The sequence below is a fragment of the Limnohabitans sp. MORI2 genome, from assembly GCF_027925025.1.
Taxonomy (GTDB): domain Bacteria; phylum Pseudomonadota; class Gammaproteobacteria; order Burkholderiales; family Burkholderiaceae_C; genus Limnohabitans.
In genome coordinates this window covers 2,094,434-2,113,810 of record NZ_AP027058.1, presented here as the reverse complement: position 1 = coordinate 2,113,810, position 19,377 = coordinate 2,094,434, and the positions used below count along the sequence as shown (strand labels likewise).

17 protein-coding genes are annotated in these 19,377 nt (G+C 57.7%); 6 read left to right on the top strand and 11 right to left on the bottom strand.

Annotated elements, in window-relative coordinates; all coding sequences use genetic code 11:
• Position 1 precedes the first annotated feature (1 nt).
• Positions 2 to 847, top strand: a complete 846-nt coding sequence (gene queF, locus QMG27_RS10040) for an NADPH-dependent 7-cyano-7-deazaguanine reductase QueF (protein ID WP_281810946.1) — start codon at positions 2 to 4, stop codon at positions 845 to 847.
• Here the strand turns inward: queF and QMG27_RS10035 are convergent, their stop codons facing one another.
• The 4 genes from QMG27_RS10035 to dinB are packed head-to-tail and all read right to left on the bottom strand — an operon-like array spanning position 848 to position 5,521.
• The gene (locus tag QMG27_RS10035; RefSeq protein WP_281810944.1) at positions 848 to 1,918 is read right to left on the bottom strand and encodes an HD domain-containing phosphohydrolase; all 1,071 of its coding nucleotides are present in this window, start codon (positions 1,916 to 1,918) and stop codon (positions 848 to 850) included.
• Positions 1,915 to 3,342 (bottom strand): ATP-binding protein, encoded by a 1,428-nt coding sequence (locus QMG27_RS10030; protein WP_281810942.1) that lies wholly within the window; start codon positions 3,340 to 3,342, stop codon positions 1,915 to 1,917. The genes QMG27_RS10035 and QMG27_RS10030 overlap by 4 nt, the downstream gene beginning before the upstream one ends.
• 1 nt (position 3,343) lies before the next feature.
• Positions 3,344 to 4,198: a phosphate/phosphite/phosphonate ABC transporter substrate-binding protein gene (locus QMG27_RS10025; protein ID WP_281810940.1), complete on the bottom strand. Its 855-nt coding sequence runs from the start codon at positions 4,196 to 4,198 to the stop codon at positions 3,344 to 3,346.
• Positions 4,199 to 4,258: 60 nt separating this feature from the next.
• A complete protein-coding gene (dinB, locus tag QMG27_RS10020) occupies positions 4,259 to 5,521 on the bottom strand; it encodes a DNA polymerase IV (protein ID WP_281810938.1) in 1,263 nt (420 codons plus the stop codon).
• A gap of 32 nt (positions 5,522 to 5,553) precedes the next feature.
• On the opposite strand from dinB, the gene QMG27_RS10015 reads away from it, so the two are divergent.
• Positions 5,554 to 5,742, top strand: coding sequence for a 4-oxalocrotonate tautomerase (locus tag QMG27_RS10015; RefSeq protein WP_281810936.1), 189 nt, complete (start codon positions 5,554 to 5,556; stop codon positions 5,740 to 5,742).
• Here the strand turns inward: QMG27_RS10015 and QMG27_RS10010 are convergent.
• From QMG27_RS10010 to argH, 6 genes are all read right to left on the bottom strand, one after another.
• Positions 5,739 to 6,251: an anti-sigma factor gene (locus QMG27_RS10010; RefSeq protein WP_281810934.1), complete on the bottom strand. Its 513-nt coding sequence runs from the start codon at positions 6,249 to 6,251 to the stop codon at positions 5,739 to 5,741. The genes QMG27_RS10015 and QMG27_RS10010 overlap by 4 nt on opposite strands.
• A gap of 54 nt (positions 6,252 to 6,305) precedes the next feature.
• Entirely contained in the window at positions 6,306 to 7,460 is a 1,155-nt protein-coding gene (locus tag QMG27_RS10005) for an alpha-hydroxy acid oxidase (RefSeq protein ID WP_281810932.1), read from the bottom strand.
• A gap of 93 nt (positions 7,461 to 7,553) precedes the next feature.
• The gene (locus tag QMG27_RS10000) at positions 7,554 to 8,642 is read right to left on the bottom strand and encodes a hypothetical protein (RefSeq protein WP_281810930.1); all 1,089 of its coding nucleotides are present in this window, start codon (positions 8,640 to 8,642) and stop codon (positions 7,554 to 7,556) included.
• A gap of 196 nt (positions 8,643 to 8,838) precedes the next feature.
• Entirely contained in the window at positions 8,839 to 9,771 is a 933-nt protein-coding gene (locus tag QMG27_RS09995; RefSeq protein WP_281810928.1) for a 1-phosphofructokinase family hexose kinase, read from the bottom strand.
• Entirely contained in the window at positions 9,764 to 10,243 is a 480-nt protein-coding gene (locus QMG27_RS09990) for a DUF2127 domain-containing protein (RefSeq protein WP_281810926.1), read from the bottom strand. Before QMG27_RS09990 ends, QMG27_RS09995 begins: the two co-directional genes overlap by 8 nt.
• A gap of 1 nt (position 10,244) precedes the next feature.
• Positions 10,245 to 11,693 (bottom strand): argininosuccinate lyase, encoded by a 1,449-nt coding sequence (gene argH, locus QMG27_RS09985; protein WP_281810924.1) that lies wholly within the window; start codon positions 11,691 to 11,693, stop codon positions 10,245 to 10,247.
• Between the two features lie 166 nt (positions 11,694 to 11,859).
• Here argH and hemC point away from each other — a divergent pair, with 166 nt between their 5' ends.
• Genes hemC through QMG27_RS09965 form a run of 4 tightly spaced genes read left to right on the top strand, consistent with a single transcriptional unit; the run spans position 11,860 to position 16,025 of the window.
• Positions 11,860 to 12,798 carry a hydroxymethylbilane synthase gene (hemC, locus tag QMG27_RS09980; RefSeq protein ID WP_281810922.1) on the top strand — a complete coding sequence of 313 codons (939 nt, stop codon included), beginning with the start codon at positions 11,860 to 11,862 and terminating at the stop codon, positions 12,796 to 12,798.
• Positions 12,799 to 12,803: 5 nt separating this feature from the next.
• Positions 12,804 to 13,634 carry a uroporphyrinogen-III synthase gene (locus QMG27_RS09975; RefSeq protein ID WP_281810920.1) on the top strand — a complete coding sequence of 277 codons (831 nt, stop codon included), beginning with the start codon at positions 12,804 to 12,806 and terminating at the stop codon, positions 13,632 to 13,634.
• The gene (locus QMG27_RS09970) at positions 13,631 to 14,725 is read left to right on the top strand and encodes a uroporphyrinogen-III C-methyltransferase (RefSeq protein ID WP_281810918.1); all 1,095 of its coding nucleotides are present in this window, start codon (positions 13,631 to 13,633) and stop codon (positions 14,723 to 14,725) included. The genes QMG27_RS09975 and QMG27_RS09970 overlap by 4 nt, the downstream gene beginning before the upstream one ends.
• A gap of 1 nt (position 14,726) precedes the next feature.
• Positions 14,727 to 16,025, top strand: a complete 1,299-nt coding sequence (locus tag QMG27_RS09965) for a heme biosynthesis HemY N-terminal domain-containing protein (RefSeq protein WP_281810916.1) — start codon at positions 14,727 to 14,729, stop codon at positions 16,023 to 16,025.
• A gap of 118 nt (positions 16,026 to 16,143) precedes the next feature.
• Here QMG27_RS09965 and QMG27_RS09960 read toward each other — a convergent pair whose 3' ends face one another.
• Positions 16,144 to 18,966 (bottom strand): Rne/Rng family ribonuclease, encoded by a 2,823-nt coding sequence (locus QMG27_RS09960; RefSeq protein ID WP_281810914.1) that lies wholly within the window; start codon positions 18,964 to 18,966, stop codon positions 16,144 to 16,146.
• Positions 18,967 to 19,377 lie beyond the last annotated feature (411 nt).

The window sequence follows — 19,377 nt, the reverse complement described above, 5'->3', positions numbered from 1 at the left end:
TATGAACACCCCCGAACAATCACAACTCGGCAAAACCTCGGCGTATGTGGATCAATACGACGCGTCGTTGTTGTTCCCAATTCCGCGCCAAACCAAACGCGACGAAATCGGCGTCCCCGCCCAGCCGCCATTTTTTGGCGCTGATTTTTGGACTGGCTACGAGCTCAGTTGGTTGAACCCCAAAGGCAAGCCGCAAGTGGCACTGGCGCGTTTCATGGTGCCTGCAGAGTCCACACACATCATTGAAAGCAAGTCGTTCAAGCTCTACCTGAACAGTTTTAACAACACGCGCATTGCCGATGTGGCCGAGTTGCAGCAGCGTTTGCGCGACGATCTGAGCGCCGCCATTTGGCACGGACAAGTTGTCAAGGCCCCTGTGAGCGTGCAACTGGTGTTGCCCGAAAACTTTGACCGTGAACCCGTGCACGAGTTGGACGGTCAAAACCTCGACCGTTTAGATTTGGACTGCGATGAATACCAGCCCAACCCAGCCTTGCTCATTGCCAACTTCAACGAAGCGCCTGTGACTGAAACCCTCACCAGCAATTTGCTCAAAAGCAATTGCTTGGTCACGGGTCAACCTGATTGGGGCAGTGTCCGCATCAGCTACACCGGCCCGCAAATTGACCAAGCGGGTTTGCTGCGTTACATCGTGAGCTTTAGAAATCACAACGAGTTTCATGAGCAATGCGTGGAACGCATCTTCATGGACATCACGCGCCAGTGCAAACCATTGCGCTTAGAGGTGTATGCGCGTTACACACGACGCGGTGGTTTGGACATCAACCCTTGGCGTACCAGCCACCCGCAAGCCATGCCAGCCAATGTGCGCACGGCGCGGCAGTGATCAGCTGCGCAGCGCTTTCACAAACGCATCGGTCATCTCAGGGCAAAACAGCGTCCCCTTGTTGCTCAAAATCACACGCACGGCATCGGCGGGGCTGCTTTCGCTCTTGGCGTAGTCACCTGATTGCAACTCTTCGTAGGCTTCCACAATCGCCACGATGCGTGCGCCAATGGGGATGTTGTTGCCCGACAAGCCATCTGGAAAACCCGTGCCGTTGAAGTATTCGTGGTGCGAACGAATGATGGCTGATACGCCTTGCATGTCGTCGAGGGTGTTGAGCGTTTGCTCGCCCATAGTGGTGTGTGTGCGATAGACCTTGGCATCGGCCAGTGGTAGTTCGATGAATTTGGTGTTGAGCACGCGGTCACTCAGGCCGATTTTTCCGATGTCGTGCAGCAAGCCCGCGATGTACACCGACTGACATTCGTCATCACTCAGCCCAGCCAACTTGGCCATCTTCATGGACAGCGTGGCCACACGGCGCGAGTGCGGCAACAAATCAGCACGACGCAGCTCTAGCAAGTTAGAGAACGCTTTGATCGATGCCACGTATGCCGCACGTAAATCTTTGGTGCGTTCTTGCACGCGTGACTCCAGCGTGTCCACCATTTCATTGAGTGATTCTTTTTGCGCTTCGGTCAGCGCCTCCAAGCGGTCATGTTCATTGGCCAAGGTACCAAACGCAATCGCAGATTTGATGGTGCCCAACAGTTCTTCGTCGTTCCACGGTTTGGCCGTGTATCGATAAATGGCGCCTTGATTGATGGCGTCAATCGCGCCTGACACATCAGATGCACCTGTGAGCATGAGGCGCATGGTTTGTGGCCATTGCGCTCGGACTTTTTCTAGCAACTCTTTGCCATTCATGCCAGGCATTTGCATGTCCGAGATGATCACGTTCACCGGTTGTTTGGCGAGCAGCTCAAGGGCTTGTGCACCACTGTCTGCGGTAAATACTTCAAAGCCTTCGAGTGACAACATGCGGCGTAGCGCCGACAAGATGTGGGGCTCATCGTCTACACACAGCACCTTGTATTGGCTGGCGTCCAATGATTCGTTGCTCTCGCTCATGCTGATCCTTTGGCCACAGGGCGTTTGATGGGAAGGGTGATTCTGAAAGTGGTGCCCACACCCACGGTGCTGTTGACGTCGAGCTTGCCTTGGTGTTGCTCCACGATGTTCAGCGACACCGACAAGCCTAAGCCCGTGCCCGTGCCTGGGTCTTTGGTGGTGAAGAAGGGGTCAAAGATTTTTTGCAAAATCTCAGCGGGTATGCCCGGGCCGTTGTCTTGTACCTCGATCCAAACTTCGCGTTCATTGCAATCGGTGCGAATGTCGATCAAGCCCATTTTGCCCTCAGGCATCGCTTGCGCTGCATTGACGATGAGGTTTAAAAACACTTGGTCAATCTGTGAAGGCGTGCATTCCACCAAAGGCAAATTGCCAAGACTGAGGCGCACATCGGCACGGTTTTTCAGTTGGTTGCGCGCGATGTTGAGGCTGGACTTGAGACCCACGTGAAGGTCAGATGCCACGTAATGCGAGGCCACATTGGTGCGGGCGTAGTCTTTCAGGTCTTGGATGATGGCCTTGACGCGGCCCACGCCCTCTTGCGTTTCTTTCACCAAGTTTTGTAGGTCTTCGCGTATGAAGTCGTATTTGTGTTTTTTCTTCACCGCCAACATGTCGTCGGTGTTGGCCTCTGGCGCATCCAACACTTTTTCGTAGACGGTCAAATACTTTTGCAAGCTGGTGAGGTTGGATGACACATAGCCCACCGGGTTGTTGATTTCGTGAGCCACGCCCGCCGCCAACTCGCCCAGTGAGGCGAGCTTTTCAGACTGCACCAAGCGCTTGGTCGCCTCGTCGAGCTTGGCTTCGGCCACATGCCCGCGCTTGACCACTGTGAAATACGCGCGCCACAAAAACACACTCAAAATCACGATGCCCGAAAACACCGACAGCACCGACAACCAAAACGTTTGCTGGCGCAAGCTGCCCAAGTCGGCGCTGTCGAGTTGGTTGTAGGTTTGCAGCTTCACCCAGCCGAGGTCAGAGCCTAAGTTGACCTTGGCCCAAGTGGTGATGTAAGCGTCATCGCGCGATTGGATGACTTCTTCATGGCTGTCGGGGGTAGGAATCCAATACGGGTCAAACAGCAAGCGTGGCTTTTGGCCAGGGTCGCGTTTGAGGGCGGACAGCACACGCCCCGACATGTCGGTGAGCATGACCGACGCCACCTCGGCGTTGGACATGGTTTGCAAAATCCGGGACTCCACGGTGGCGTAGTCTTTGACCACCATTTGGTCGGCCACTGCCACCACCAGCCCAACCGAGAGGTTGTGTGCGGTTTGGTATTTACCTTCCCACAGCAAGCTTTTGGATTGGTAGTACGCTGCCACGCCCGAGCCGATTTGCAGCAGCGCCAAGGCCAGCCCAATCAGCAAGGCGGGTTTGATGCTTTTCCACTCGGCGGCGCTCAGGCGGTGTAGCATGTTACTGTCCTGTCAGCACCAAAAACTTTTCCAGCTGCAGCGACTCCAAAGGCTTGTAGTGCTTGGCGTAGGTCACGGCTTGTGGCTTGTTGAGGTTGATGGCATCCAGCAGCTTGCGCCCTTCTTCGTCTTGGGTGAGCTTGAGCATGGCCTTCAAAAAGCGTTCACGTACCGCAGCGGGTACTGTGGGCAGCGTGGCAATGGGGTGGGGTGTGTAGGCGGGGGTTTCGAACAGCACGCGCAACTGTTGGCGAACTTCTGGCGCCTCGTTGTCGAGCGTGTTGTTCACGCCGCCACCCGCAGCGGCGTCTTGGCTGATGACGGAGCGATACACATTGCTGTGGGTTTTGACAAACATGGTGTTCGTATTGACTTTGCGCTTGGCCAGTTCAGCACGAATCAGCAACGATGCGGCAAACGCATTGGGTGCAGGGAACGACACCGTTTTGCCTTTGAGGTCGTCCAGGGTTTTGATGGGGCTGTCTGCACGCACCACCAAAATGCCGGTGAGCAAATCTTCGCTGTCGGCCAGCAAGGGCTGGTACTTGCGCTTTTGATAGCCCAGCACCGCGTGATAGGGGTTGAGGTACACAAACTGCGGGTCGCCTTTGAGCAAACGTTGCTCAAACTCAGGAATGGTGGGGGCCACGCGCAGATCAAAGCAAAGCCCTGTGTCTTGGCCAATGCGTTGCAGCAAGGGCGACCAAGAGCTGTAGACCTTGGCCGCAGTGAATTGAGGCACGACTTCGAAAGAATAAGTTTGGGTGGTGTTTTGCTCGCCTAGGCAGGCAGCATGGGCGCTGCCGGCCAGCAGCAGTGCGCAGGTTCCTAGCCGAAGAAAAAGTGAAGTCAGCATGCGCATAGATCAAACCCTAGTTTTGTTGGTTTTGCTATTTTGGCGCACGCAAACCATTTCTCAATTTGAGGTTTGGTTATCCCCAAACAACGATTCGGTATAGGGGTGTTGCGGGCTTTCGTGGGCTTGTTGCCCCTGCGCTTGCCAGTCTTCATGCTTCATCAGCGAGCCCACACGCACACCTAGCAAACGCAAGCGGCGCTTGAGGTCCACACGCTTCAAGCACAGCCCCGCTGTGGCCCGAATGGCGTCGGCTTGGTCAATGTAGTGGTCCAGCGTTTGGTCACGCGTCACGCTTTGAAAGTTGTCATAGCGCAGCTTGATGCCAATGGTCTTGCCCACATAGCCTTTGCGCTTGAGGTCACTCGCCACTTGCTCGCACAAGCGGGTGAAGATGCGGCCTAGCTCTTCACGGTCGGCCACGGCGTGCAAGTCGCGCTCAAAGGTGGTTTCGCGGCTCAGGCTCACGGGCTCGCTTTCGGTTTCCACGGGGCGGTCGTCTTTGCCGTGGGCGGCGTCAAACAGCCACGCGCCATAGCTTTTGCCAAAGTGCTGCATCAGCCACACGCGGTCGCGCTGCGCCAACTCGCCAATGGTGTGTATGTCATGCGCGGCTAGCTTGGCCTCGGCCTTGGGGCCAATGCCGTTGATCTTGCGGCAGGGCAGGGGCCAGATCATGCTTTGCAAATCCTCGGGCTGCACGATGGAAATGCCGTTCGGCTTGTTGAACTCACTCGCCATCTTGGCCAGCAGTTTGTTGGGGGCCACGCCCACCGAACAGGTGAGGCCCGTGTCGTCATAGATGGCTTTTTGAATCAGCCGCGCCAACACACGCCCGCCCTCGCGCTGGCCGCCGGGCACGTGGGTGAAGTCGATGTACACCTCGTCCACGCCACGGTTTTCCATCACGGGCGCGATGTCGGTGATGATGTTTTTGAAGCGTTGCGAGTAATGGCGGTATTGATCAAAGTCCACGGGCAGCAATATCGCATCGGGGCACAGCTTGGCCGCTTTCATGACCCCCATGGCCGAGCCCACGCCAAACTGCCGCGCCGCATAGGTGGCCGTGGTGATGACGCCGCGCCCTGTGTAGCCCGAGATGCGCGGGAAAAAGTCCAGCGGAATTTCGTGCAGCTTGTCTTCAGACCAGTTGTAGTCGGGCTGCTCGGCACGCAGCCGACCCAGCATGTCGTCCACCTTGCGCCGTCCTCCGCCAATCACCACGGGCAAGCCCTTGAGCTGCGGATAGCGCAGCAACTCGACCGAGGCGTAAAACGCGTCCATGTCGAGGTGGGCAATGCGGCGGGTGAGGGCTTCACTCATAATCGCAGCCACTTTCAAACCAAGGAGAACCCATGCCCACCATCCGCGTTGAACTCATCGAGGGCCGCACGCCCGAGCAGAAAAAACAACTGGCCCAAGCCATCACCCAAGCATGTGCTGACAAGCTGGGCAGCAAGCCCGAGAGTGTGGACGTGTTGTTCTTTGACATTCCGCGTCACGATTGGGCCACGGGTGGTGTGCCTTGGAGCGAGAAACTTTAAATTGCTTTTTGCACCAACCAGCCTTTGAAGAGCAAAGGCTGGCGCGGCTTGCCATCGCGTGGGCCGTTGTCTTTGTTTTCCACGCTGATGGCCAAGCTTTGCGCGCCTTCTAAGGCTTGCGCTGGCACTTCAAGCTGCTGTGTTTTGTATTTGTTGGTGAGCACGCCCAACATGCGCGGCGCATCACCCTCGGTCAGCGCCCACACGTGCAGGGCTTGTTCACGGCCCTCTTTCACATCGTTCAAACGCTGGACTTGCAGCTTTTGATTTTTTGGGTCGTAAGTCATCAGCATGGCGGGGGCTTGCGCGTCGTCAAGCAACACGGCCACTTCACGCACTTGCGGAATCTCCACCAGCTTGGCTTCAAGGTGATGAATTTGCGCTTTGAACTGCTCGTACATGCTGGCGCCCAAGGCCCAACCGAGCAAGACGACGAGGGCCAGAAAAATACTCAGGGCGCGCCACCAAGCACTGACGCCGGTGGAAGAGGGGGATGTGGTGTCAGTCATCCCCCAAGTATCCCCGACCCCGCAGGGGCCGCGCTGACTTAGCTCAAGCTTGACTTAGGCGACGGGAAACGTGCCGGGAATCAAGATGCCCTTGTCCACGTTTTGGATGTTGGTGTGGCCGCAGAAAGCCATGGTCACGTCCAACTCTTTGTGGATGATTTGCAGCGCCTTGCTCACGCCTTCTTCGCCCATAGCGCCCAAGCCATAGACCATGGCGCGGCCAATGAGTGTGCCGCGTGCGCCCAAGGCCCAAGCCTTGAGCACGTCTTGACCGGAGCGAATGCCGCCGTCCATCCACACCTCAATTTGGTCGCCCACGGCAGCCACGATGGCGGGCAGCGCTTCGATGCTCGACTGCGCACCGTCCAACTGACGGCCACCGTGGTTGCTCACCACAATCGCGTCAGCGCCGCTGCGTGCGGCCAGCACCGCGTCTTCCACGTCTTGAATGCCTTTCAAGATGAGCTTGCCGCCCCATTGCGCTTTGACCCAAGCCACGTCTTCCCACGAGAGGCGAGGGTCAAACTGTTCGTTGGTCCAGGAGGAGAGCGACTTCATATTGCTCACGCCTTTGACGTGGCCCACCAAGTTGCCAAAGGTGTGGCGGCGTGTGGTCGCCATGCCCAAACACCAGCGGGGCTTGGTCATGAGGTTGATGATGTTGGCGATGGTGGGGCTAGGGGGCGCGGTCAGGCCGTTTTTCAGGTCTTTGTGGCGCTGGCCAATCACTTGCAAATCGAGGGTGAGCACCAAGGCGCTGCACTTGGCTTTGCGCGCGCGCTCAATCATGTTGGCCATGGCTTCGCGGTCGCGCATCATGTAGAGCTGGTACATGAAAGGCGCGGTGGTGTGCGCCGCCACGTCTTCCATCGAGCAAATGCTCATCGTGGACAAAATGAAAGGAATGCCAAATTTTTCGGCAGCGCGTGCGGCTTTGATTTCGCCATCGGCGCTTTGCATGCCGGTGAGACCCACGGGCGCAATAGCCACGGGCATCTTCACATCCAAGCCCGCCATCTTGGTGGCGGTCGTGCGGTTTTCCATGTTCACCGCCACGCGCTGGCGCAGCTTGATTTTTTGAAAGTCCGCTTCGTTGGCGCGGTAAGTGCCCTCGGTCCAGCTGCCGGAATCGGCGTAGTCGTAGAACATGCGGGGCACACGCTTTTCGGCCAAAACGCGCAGGTCTTCAATGTTGGTAATCACGGGCATGAACAGGTCTCCTAAATTTGAAACCGATGGTAGCTCGAGGTTGGCAAGACGCCCTGTGAAGAGTGCGACAGCTGAGATGAAAAAAATTACACGCTAGTACTGATAGCCCATTCGAAGTCCAAGCCCATTGCCGTGGGATGAAAAGTCCATGTCGTCAAAGCCATTTTTTTGCCTTGCCCATAAAACTTGGGCAATGCCAAACATGCCGTTTGGCCAGTCGTGCCGCCAGGCTGCACTGAACTGTCGGGTTCGAATGTAAAACGGAGCGTCCTGGGCTGCGAATGTGCGTTGTGCGGTGTAAAAACGCCGATCGGTATCAAACTTGGTTTCGCTCATGCCAATGGACCACAAGTCAGCGGAGGTCGCTCGATAGGACAACTCTAAGGCTGTGGCAGTTTTTTGCTGTGTGACGCGCGTGTTGCACCAAGGATCTGACTCTAGCTGTGACCAGCATTCAATGTTTTGGTGTTGCATGAATTGCGTGAGTCGCACATGCAGCCTATTCGTGATCGGGGCTGCAACACCGAGGTACCAAAGATCTGATGTTTGTGGCGCTGTGCCACGTATGTTTTCCTCGGGCAATGTGGCGCGTTGATTGGCACGAATGTAGGACAAGCGTGTCTCAAAGGCTTTGTCCAAATGCAGCACATTGATGTTGAATCCCAGCTTGTGATTTTGCGTCACTTGAAAGTTGGGGCTCGGGGTGTAGTTGCCAAATTCTCGTGGTGCATAGTTGAACGCCAGCGGTCGGTAGAGGCCAATTTGGTTTTGAACCAAGTAGTTGCCCCATCGGGTGCTAGTGAATGCTTGAGCCCCGGGGGCACCGCCAGTGACATCACGCAAGCTCTTTGTCAAACAAACGGTTTCCACCTCACGTATCCATCCGTTGTCTGGCTCGTAGGTTCGGCACCAACTTGTTTTGTAATTCACAACCCCGGCTCGAACGCCAAAAGACGGGGAGATGTCGTGTTGCACCATGGCTTCATCGACGCGGAGCCCTTTGGTTTGATCTGCTTTCGCTTTCAGGCTGAAAAATGTGTTGTTTTGAATGTATTGATTGCCGATGACGGCCGCATAGGGCGATGTGTCGGCATAGCGCCACTTGGTCGCGGCATTGGGGAGTAACAGATTCGTGTTTTGTGCATTCCATGGCGCAGGGTCTTGCGCAACGGAAGCGTTCAATTGCCATGTGTCTACGCCAAGCTGATAAGACCATTTGGAAATCTCTAGGTCTTCTGCGGCATGAATGCTTTGACATACGAAAAGACCGAAGAGGCTCACAAGCCGAGCAAATTCATGGCGATTAATTTGTATTAATTTCTGATATTCAATGAGCATTTGCTCATTTTATGAGTCATAAAGATTTATTTGTCAAATCTTATGAACTCACCATCAATTCTGGAACTAATCTGTGCACATCTGCAGCCTGACTGAGTGATGTGCCGGGGGCCAGCAAAGCGGCTGCGCCAGATGCCATGGCGAATTGAAACGCTTTGAGCAAGCTATCGCCTCGCGCCAGGGCCCACACCATGCCAGCGACAAAACTGTCGCCTGCGCCCACAGTGGTTTGCACATCGACCTGGAGGGCTTGTGCTCGCCAATGCTCGGTGGCACTGACCACCATCGCCCCCTCAGAGCCCAATGAAATGGCCACAACGGCGGCCTGTCCACTTTGAATCAGTTCTTGAGCGGCCGCCATTTGGCTGGCTTCATCCGGTAAGGGGTGGCCCGTGAGCTCGCGCAGTTCACGCAAGCTCGGTTTGAATAAATACACGCCTACCTTCAGTGCTTCGGCCAATGCGGGGCCGTTGGCATCTAGCACCACGCGCACACCGTGTTGTTTCGCCAAGCTGGCCAAGCGGGCATAAAAGTTCTCAGGCACGCCAGGCGCTAAGCCTCCGCTGATGACCAAAAACTTCTTGGGCATGTGCTGTGCTACATAGTCAAAGCAAGCTTCGTATTCGGTGGCAGACACATTGGGGCCGGGAAGCACAAAGCGAAAGTCGTTGCCGCTTGAGGTTTCGTGTGCGGTAAAACTTTCGCGAGTCTCCTGCGTGATGGGCATCACATGGCAGCGCACCTTTTCGGCGCTCATCAGCTTGTGGTGGCGTTCTCCTGTCACACCGCCTGCCAAATACAAAGCCACGCAGTTTGCACCCAAGCGGTGCAGCACGCGCGCCACGTTGACGCCGCCACCCCCAGGGTGTTTGAGCGTGGGACCGCAACGCATCTTGTGTGTGTCGCTCACTTTGTCGATGGTGGTCAACACATCCAAGGCGGGGTTGAGGGTGATGGTGAGAATGTCAGTCATGCGTTTGATTTTGTTGATGGCGTCGCCACAAAGCATGCGTGAGGTAGCCCACGATGACGGCATTCAACACGACGATGAAGGCATTCAACCACGAAGGCTCGCGCACCCAGTGCACCACTTCAAACGGAATGTAGATGCCGCCCGACAGTGCGCCCAAGTATTCGCCCCACACTTTACAAAGCCACAAGCCCGTGGCTTCAATGAAGCGCAGCGTAATGTAGGCCGAGCCCAGCGCGACGAGCATTGGCACATCGGTCTCTGGAAGCAAATCAGCGTAATGCAGTAACAGCGAGGGGTAATGGGCGGTGGGGTCGAGGCCGAAGCGGCCAATGAGTGTCATCATGGCCGCACGCGCATCGTGGTGCAGCAAGTCGAGCACGCCAATCAAACCCGCCAACGCGGCCAAGCCTTTGGTCGCTTCAAAGATCGCGATGGCGTGGAGGGCGCTGCGCTGATCTTTGACTTCGGGCATGTCAGGCAAGACGTTTGTGATGACGCTCAATCTGCGCCCGCACTTGCACAGGTGCAGTGCCGCCCAAAGTGTTGCGTGCATTGAGCGAGCCATGCAGGCTCAGGCAGTCGTACACATCTTTTTCGATGGCTGGGTGAAAGCTTTTCAGCACTTCCAGTGGCAACTCCGACAAGTCGCAGTTGTGGCTGGCAGCTGCCTTCACCGCGTGCGCAACAGTCTCATGCGCATCGCGGAAGGGTTGACCTTTTTTGACCAAGTAGTCGGCCAAGTCGGTGGCGGTGGCAAAGCCTTTTTTGGCCGCGTCTTCCATGGCTTGGGCGTTGACGGTGATGCCGCCTTCTTTGTGGCCCGTAGCTGGGTTGACTTGGCCACCCACCATTTCGCTGAAGATGCGCAGCGTGTCTTTGAGCGTGTCCACCGTGTCAAACAAAGGCTCTTTGTCTTCTTGGTTGTCTTTGTTGTAGGCCAGTGGCTGGCCCTTCATCAGGGTGATCAGGCCCATCAAGTGGCCCACCACACGGCCAGTTTTGCCGCGTGCGAGTTCGGGCACGTCAGGGTTTTTCTTCTGCGGCATGATCGACGAGCCGGTGGTGAAGCGGTCGGCAATTTTGATGAAGCCAAAGTTTTGGCTCATCCACAAAATCAACTCTTCGGACATGCGGCTGATGTGCACCATGCACAGCGAAGCGGCGGCGGTGAACTCGATGGCAAAGTCGCGGTCGCTCACGCCGTCCAGGCTGTTTTGGCAAACCTGTGGGTGGCCGTGCTCGTCCACCATGCCTAGGGTGCGGGCCACGCGTTCGCGGTCAAACGGGTAGGTGGTACCTGCCAAGGCGGCTGATCCGAGGGGCAAGCGGTTGGTGCGGCGGCGCACATCGCTGAAGCGCTCGGCATCGCGGCTGAACATTTCGACGTAGGCCAGCAAGTGGTGTGCAAAGCTCACGGGCTGCGCCACTTGCAAGTGAGTGAAACCGGGCAAGATGACGTCGACGTTTTTCTCGGCCACTTCGACGAGTGACTTTTGCAAGTCAACTAGCAAGTCGATGATCAGGTCCATCTCGCCTCGCAACCACAGGCGCACGTCGGTGGCTACTTGGTCGTTGCGGCTGCGGCCGGTGTGCAGGCGTTTGCCCGCATCGCCCACGAGTTGGGTGAGGCGCGCTTCGATGTTGAGGTGAACGTCTTCGAGGTCGAGCTTCCACTCGAACTGGCCGCTTTCAATTTCGGCCCAAATTTGCGCCATGCCTTTTTGAATGGCTGCATGGTCGTCTTTGCCGATGATGCCTTGATGAGCCAGCATTTCGGCGTGTGCCAAGCTGCCAGTGATGTCGGCTTGCCACAAGCGCTTGTCAAAGAACACGCTGGCGGTGTAGCGCTTGACCAACTCGCTCATGGGTTCAGAAAACAGGGCGGACCAGGCTTGGGATTTTTTGTCGAGTTGGTTTGTCATATAGGCTAGATTTTATCGGGCTGGCAGCCGCTTGCTGCTGGGGGGACTCAGCTTTCCTGTTTGCTTATTGCAAGATCGGCGCGGTCATTGCAGAGATACGCCTGCTAACATTTGCCGCAATTGATTTCGCCACGTACCGCGTGGTCCCAGAAAAGCGAGTTTTGTTTTGTCTACTGCCCTCACATCCCCTGTTTTCTTGACCATCGCCACCCGCGAAAGCCGTTTGGCCATGTGGCAGGCCGAGCATGTGCAGGCCTTGCTCAAGGCCCAGGGCCACAGCGTGACGCTGTTGGGCATGACCACGCAGGGCGACCAAATTTTGGACCGCAGTCTCAGCAAGGTAGGCGGCAAGGGCTTGTTTGTGAAAGAACTCGAAGTGGCGCTCGAAGAAGGCCGCGCCAACTTGGCCGTGCATTCGCTCAAAGACGTGCCGATGGATTTGCCCGAAGGCTTTGATTTGGCTTGCGTGATGGAACGCGAAGACCCGCGTGATGCCTGGGTGTCGTCCAAATACGCACACCTCAATGATTTGCCGCAAGGCGCGGTAGTGGGCACGTCTAGCCTGCGCCGTACCGTGCTGCTGCGCGCCATGCGCCCCGATTTGAAGATTGAACCCCTGCGTGGCAACCTCGATACCCGTTTGCGCAAGCTCGACGAAGGCCAGTACGACGGCATTGTGTTGGCCGCTGCGGGCTTGAAGCGTTTGGGCTTGGGTGAACGCATTCGCCACATTTTTGAAACCACCGAAATGTTGCCCGCTGCAGGGCAGGGTGCGTTGGGCATTGAAGTGCGCAGCAATCGCGCCGATGTGGCCCAAGCTTTGGCCCCACTGGCCGATGCCGCCACGTGGCTGACCGTGACGGCCGAGCGTGCGGTGAGCCGCGCCATGGGCGGTAGCTGCTCCATGCCGCTGGCCGCGCACGCCACGTTTGCCAATGGCACATTGCATTTGCGTGCTGCGTGGGGCGACCCATCGGGTGAGCCTGTGTTGCTTCGGGCTGAAGTGGCGCAGGCGATAGATTTGGCCGCAGCGAATGCTCGCCAACAGGCGGAAGAGTTGGGCTTGCTGGTGGCGACGCGTTTGCGAGAGCAAGGCGCGCACTGAACTGCATGACGACCATGCGCGTTGTCATCACCCGCCCCGCAGGCGATGCCTCCGCATGGCGCGAGGCGGTGCAAACGGCAGGGTATGAAGCCCTTGTGTTGCCATTGATTGACGTCGGGCCTGCACACCATGCAGAACCCACTTTGCAAGCTTGGGCGCAATGGCCTCAGTGGCAAGCGGTGATGTTTGTCAGCGCCCAAGCCGTGCGTTATTTTTTTGAACGTCAACCCGACCACATGCGCTCTCATGCGGGCGATGCCGCGCGTGCAACATGGGCCCATGCGCCCCGCTGTTGGGCCACAGGCCCTGGCACGCACAAAGCCTTGCTACAGGCGGGTGTGCCGGAGGCTTGCATTGACAGTCCCAGCGCAGATGCCATGCAGTTTGACTCGGAAGCCCTGTGGGCACGGGTGGCTTCGCAAGTTCAAACCAAGCAACCCGTGTTGATTGTGCGAGGCCATGATGTGCGTGATGCCGCTAAGAGTGACGAATCGGCAAACGGGACGGGACGCGATTGGCTCGCGCAGCAGTTGCAAGCTGCGGGTGCCTCGGTGCACTTTGTGGTGGCGTATGAACGCCGAGTGCCGCTGTGGTCTGCCGAACAAATCGCGCAATGCCGTGAAGCCGCCGTCGATGGCAGCGTGTGGTGTTTCAGCAGCTCGCAAGCGATTCAACACCTCGCACAGCTGTGTCCTCAGCAAGACTGGTCAACCGCACGTTGCATCGTGACGCATGAGCGCATTGCCCAAGCCGCGCAGGCCTTGGGCTTTGGGGGAATTCACCTGTCTCGCCCCAGCGTGGCCCATGTGCTTGGCTCATTAGAATGTCTGGCATGAAGCCAGATCACGACGACACTTCCAATCTCCCGCCCTTGGGGCCTACCACCGAACCGTTGGCCAACGTCAGCGATCTCGCGCAAGCTCCGAACGCAGCGGGCCATAGTCAGTGGCTCATGCGCAGCATTGGCGTGTTGGCCGTCTTAGGTGTGGTCGGTTCGGGCCTGATGTGGGCCAAGCTCTCAGGCATTCAAGAACAACTGGCACGCCAAAGTGCTGACACGGGTAGTCAAGCTGTGGAAGCGCGTGTGACGTCCAAACAAGCCGAAGAACTGGCACGCGAAACCGCCGCCCGTTTGTCGGTGACCGATGCCAAGCTCAGCGAAGTGGCTCTGCAACGCAGCCAGCTCGAAGAGCTGATGCAAAGCCTCTCACGCTCACGCGACGAAAACTTGGTGGTCGACATCGAGTCAGCCATCCGCTTGGCGCAGCAACAAGCCCAGCTCACGGGCAGCGTGCAGCCTTTGTTGGCTGCACTCAATTCAGCCGAGCAACGTTTGACCAAAGTCGCGCAGCCGCGCCTTGCCCCCGTGCTGCGTGCTGTCACCCGTGACATTGAACGCATCAAAGCCACAGCCGTGGCGGATACGCCTGCGTTGCTGTTCAAGCTCGACGAGCTGGTGCGTGTGGTGGATACCTTGCCCTTGCTCAATGCCGTGGGCAACGTACCTCAACCCAAAGTAGCGCAACCCGTGCCTGCCACCAGTTGGGCCAAAGCCATCAGCATGAGCTGGTGGGAGAAGGTGTGGTCTGACATTTGGAGTGATGCGCAAAGCCTCATTCGTGTGAGCCGCATCGACAAACCAGAGGCCAGCATGCTCGCCCCAGACCAAAGCTACTTTGTGCGCGAAAACTTGAAGCTGCGTTTGCTCAATGCCCGCTTGGGTTTGTTGGCTCGCCACTTTGATGCGGTGCAGTCCGACATGAAGCAAGCCAACGATGACTTGGTGCGTTACTTCGACATGCAAACCCGCCAAGGCCAAACCACCTTGGCGTTGGCGCGCGAGGTGCTGGCGCAATCCAAACAAATCGAGATTCCGCGCGTGGACGACACCATCGCGGCACTCACCACAGCTGCAGCGGGGCGCTGATATGAAAGCCGCTCTTTGGTTGGTGGGCTTGTTTGGTGTTGCCGTCGCTTCGGCCTTGTTGGCTGGTGGCAACCAAAGCACGGTCACAGTGTTTTGGTCGCCTTACCGTGTCGACCTGTCGCTGAATTTGGTGTTGTTGGTGTTGGTGGTGTTGTTTGTCATGCTGCACTTGGCATGGCGTGCCATGTCGGCCTTGTTTGAATTGCCGCATCAAGCCCGCCGCTGGCGCTTGCAACAAAAAGAGCGCGCCATGCATGCTGCGTTGCTCGACGCTTTGTCTGAGTTGTGGAGCGGTCGCTATGTGCGTGCTGTGAAGTCGGCTGAAAAAGCTTTGGCCTTGGAAGAATTGCTCGCTTCGGTGCGCACAGCAGATGACCCTGCGCCACGTCATGCGCATCAACTGCGTGCGGTGGCTCATTTGGTAGCTGCTGAAAGCGCACACGCCTTGCGTGATCGCGACACACGTGTGACGCACTTGCAAGCTGTGATGGCCATGAACCGAGACGAAGCGGGTGAGACGGTGGAAGAAACCATGGAGTCCGCCTACCTTGCTGCAGCGCGTTGGGCCATGAGCGATCGCGATGCGCCCGAGGCGATGCGATGGTTGGATGGTTTACGCCACGGCGCTGCACGCCGCATGTTGGCTTTGCGCATGCGTCTCAAAGCCGCACGCTTGAACCAGCAACATGCGACGGCGCTTGAAACGACGCGCTTGTTGGCCAAGCACGGTGCGTTCTCCGATGCCGCCGGCCAAAGCCTGTTGCGTGAGCTGGCTGTGGCCAGCTTGAACGACGCGCACGACAGCGCCCAGCTGCAACGCGCGTGGGAGGGGTTAGAGACCAGCGAACGCTCACAACCTGAAGTGGTGCTGCATGCAGCGCAGCGCATGCTCAAACTCAGTGGTGAAGCCACAGCTGTCATGCCTTGGCTGACGCCCTTGTGGAACCGCATGGTGCAGCAGCCCGACAGCTGCGCGCCCGCCATTCGCGAGCGTGTGGCGCAAACCTTGGCCCGTGCTTTGTTGATGTTGCCCACCGATCCCGAGTGGCTGGCCAGCATTGACCGTGCGCGTCAAACTTACCCACGTTGGGTGGAGTTGCAGTATTTGGCAGGCATGGTGTGTTGGCATCATGCGCTGTGGGGCAAAGCGCAGCAAATGCTGGAGCAAGCTGCCCCCCAACTCACCAACGCAGACATGCAACGCCAAGCGTGGCGCACTTTGGCCCAATTGGCTGAGCAAAAAGAAGACGCGGGACGCGCCCAGTTGTGCTGGAAGCGAGCAGCGGAGGTGGTGGCATAAAGTGGCTGCACTTGCGGTGCAGTAAGAGACGCACAAGCAGCGCGTCGACGCAACAAACAAAAACGGCCTAGATTTCTCTAGGCCGTTTTCTTTTGGGGTTCACCACCCCGTGGGTAGTTTATAGATCCTTGCGGGTCTCAACCAACACCAAGGGGCCTTCATCCACGATCACCAAAGGCTTGCGCTCGCGAGGCACATGCACAGGTTTGGGTTCGGCGGCGATGGCGGCTTGTACAGCAGCGATGCGCTCAGGGTTGGAGTTGATCCACTCTAAGCCACTGCTTTGGGCCACGGCTTGCATGTCGGCCACGGGCAAGGTGAACGCTTGAATGCGTGGCATGCCCGTGCGTGCAGGGGCTTGCGTTGAAGGTTCAGCTTGTGGTGCTTCGTCGCGCGCTGTATGACGTGGGGTACGATCTTGACGCTCACCACGAGGCTCACGCGGTTGACGTGGTTCACGTGGCTCGCGGGCTTCTTGAGGGGCTTGCTCTTGTGAAGCGTGGTCGTGCTCAGCAGCATGGGCCTGATCGGCGTGTTCTGCTGCACCTTCTTCACGCGGTGCGCGGTCGCCACGCTCGCGGCGGTCACGGCCGTAGCGGTCGCGTGAGCGGCGCTCACGACGCTCGCCACCGTTCTCGTCGGTTTGCGGTGCTTGGCCTTCCACGGCTGCTGCGTTGTCGAGTGGCAAGACTTCTTGTGTGCCGTTCTCGTCAGCGCGAGGGGCGCGTTCTCGTCGGTTGTCGTTGCGCTCGCCGCGTGGGCTGCGTTCACGACGGCCTTGGCCACCTTCACTGCGTTGTTCGCCGTTTTCACTGCGTTCTTCGCGGGCGATGCGCTCGTTGCGTGCTTTGGCACGTGCTTCGGCTTGGGCTTCTGGAGAAGCGTTGTTGTCGAGCGCTGCTTGGCCTTCGGTGTTGCGTGGCTCACCACGACCACCGCGGTTGCGGTCTTGGCGTGGGCCGCGACCTTCGTTGCGAGTGCCTTCACCACGCTCAGCACGTTCACCGCGTGCGGGACGTTCGCCACGGGCTTCCACGCTTTCAGCGTTGCGTTCGTTGCGGCCTTCTTGACGCTCACCGCGTTCGGCGCGGTCACCACCACGGCCACCGCGACCACCACGGCCGCCTCGGCCATTGGCGTTGCGGCCATCACGGCGCTCGCCGCGTTCGCCTGGCTTTTTGTCGCCAGCGACGGGTTTGGCTTTTTTGTCGTCATCGCTGCTGAAGAGCGATGTGAACCAGCCCCACAAGCCGCCAGATTTGGCTTCTTTCTTGTCCGCATGCTTGGCCTTGGCGTGTGCTTTGGCAGGTGCCGCGGGCTTGGGTTCGTGGGCCGGTGCGGGTGCATCGGGTAACACGCCTTTGATGACGGGCGTTTGCTTGTTGGTTGGCTCTTGCGAGCGACGTGTCACGGCGGTTGGATCTTCGAACTCCTCGGCCATTTTGTAGCTGGCTTCGATCTTGTCCAAACGTGGGTCGTCGTGCTTCAAGCGCTCCAACTTGTAGTTGGGGGTTTCGAGCGTCTTGTTCGGCACGAGCAAGACGTTCAAGCGTTGTTGAATTTCGATCTTCGCAATTTCGGTACGTTTTTCGTTCAACAAGAACGAGGCCACTTCCACCGGCACTTGGGCGTGCACGGCGGCGGTGTTGTCCTTCATGGCCTCTTCTTGGATGATGCGCAAGATTTGCAGTGCCGAGCTTTCGGTGTCGCGCACGTGGCCTGAGCCACCGCAGCGTGGGCAGGGGATGGACGCGCCTTCGCTAAGCGCTGGGCGTAAGCGTTGGCGGCTCATTTCCATCAAGCCGAATTTGCTGATGGTGCCAAACTGCACGCGGGCACGGTCATGGCGCAAGGCTTCGCGCAAGCGGTTTTCCACTTCGCGTCGGTTCTTGCTTTCGTCCATGTCAATGAAGTCGATGACGATGAGGCCACCCAAGTCGCGCAAGCGCATTTGGCGGGCCACTTCGTCGGCGGCTTCGAGGTTGGTGCGGGTGGCGGTTTCTTCGATGTCGCCACCTTTGATGGCACGGGCCGAGTTGACGTCCACCGACACCAAGGCTTCGGTGTGGTCAATCACAATCGCGCCGCCCGAGGGCAGGTTGACGGTGCGGGCATAGGCCGATTCGATTTGGTGTTCGATTTGGAAGCGGCTGAACAACGGGGTTTCGTCGCTGTAGCGCTTCACACGGGCAGCGTGCTCAGGCATGACGTGGGCCATGAACTGGTGCGCTTGCTCATAGATGTCATCGGTGTCGATCAAGATGTCGCCGATGTCATGGTTGAAGTAATCGCGGATGGCGCGAATGACGAGGCTGGATTCTTGGTAAATCAAGAATGCGCCTTTGGCACCCTTGGCGCCGTCGATGGCGCTCCAGAGCTTGAGCAAGTAGTTCAAGTCCCATTGCAACTCAGGGGCGCTGCGGCCAATGCCAGCAGTGCGCGCGATGATGGACATGCCCTTGGGGTATTCCAGTTGGTCCATCGCTTCTTTGAGTTCAGCGCGGTCGTCGCCCTCGATACGGCGGCTAACGCCACCACCACGTGGGTTGTTGGGCATGAGCACCACATAGCGGCCAGCCAAGCTGATGAAGGTGGTGAGCGCCGCGCCTTTGTTGCCACGCTCTTCTTTTTCCACTTGCACCAAGAGCTCTTGGCCTTCTTTGATGACGTCTTGAATGCGAGCTTGGCTCGGCGAGACGCCTTCAGCAAAGTACTGCTTGGAGATTTCTTTGAAGGGCAAGAATCCGTGGCGGTCTTCGCCGTAGTCCACAAAGCAGGCTTCGAGCGAGGGCTCGACGCGGGTCACGATGGCTTTGTAAATATTGCCTTTGCGTTGTTCGCGACCTTCGATTTCGATTTCATAGTCGAGCAGTTTTTGACCGTCGACGATGGCCAGGCGGCGTTCTTCCGACTGGGTTGCATTGATAAGCATCCGTTTCATGATGCGGCTCCTTCACGTAAAACATCACAGGCCCATGACGGGCCAACGATGCCAGAGGGACGCTAGAAAACGAAGGGAATTGCCGCTGAAACCGCAGCCACTGTGCTCAAAGAAGCGCAGTGGTGTGGTGGTTGGGCGCGTGGATAAGGGCAAGAAGTCGCGGTTGTCCTGTGGTCGTGTGCGTGGCTTGATGAGCCGGTGCAGGGGAGACAGGGCTGGTCCAGCTGGCAAGGGTGCGACGCGCAACGCTGCACACAGTTGGTGGCAAAAGCCACTCTGTGCAGAGTTCCATCAACATCAACATTGCCACAACCATCGTTTTTGCTTCTCGCAGTGATCCGTCATGAAGGCTTTTCAAAAAGAGCCTCCACAACTTGGGGTATTCCGTTTCAGTGTTTTCTTAAGCGTCGG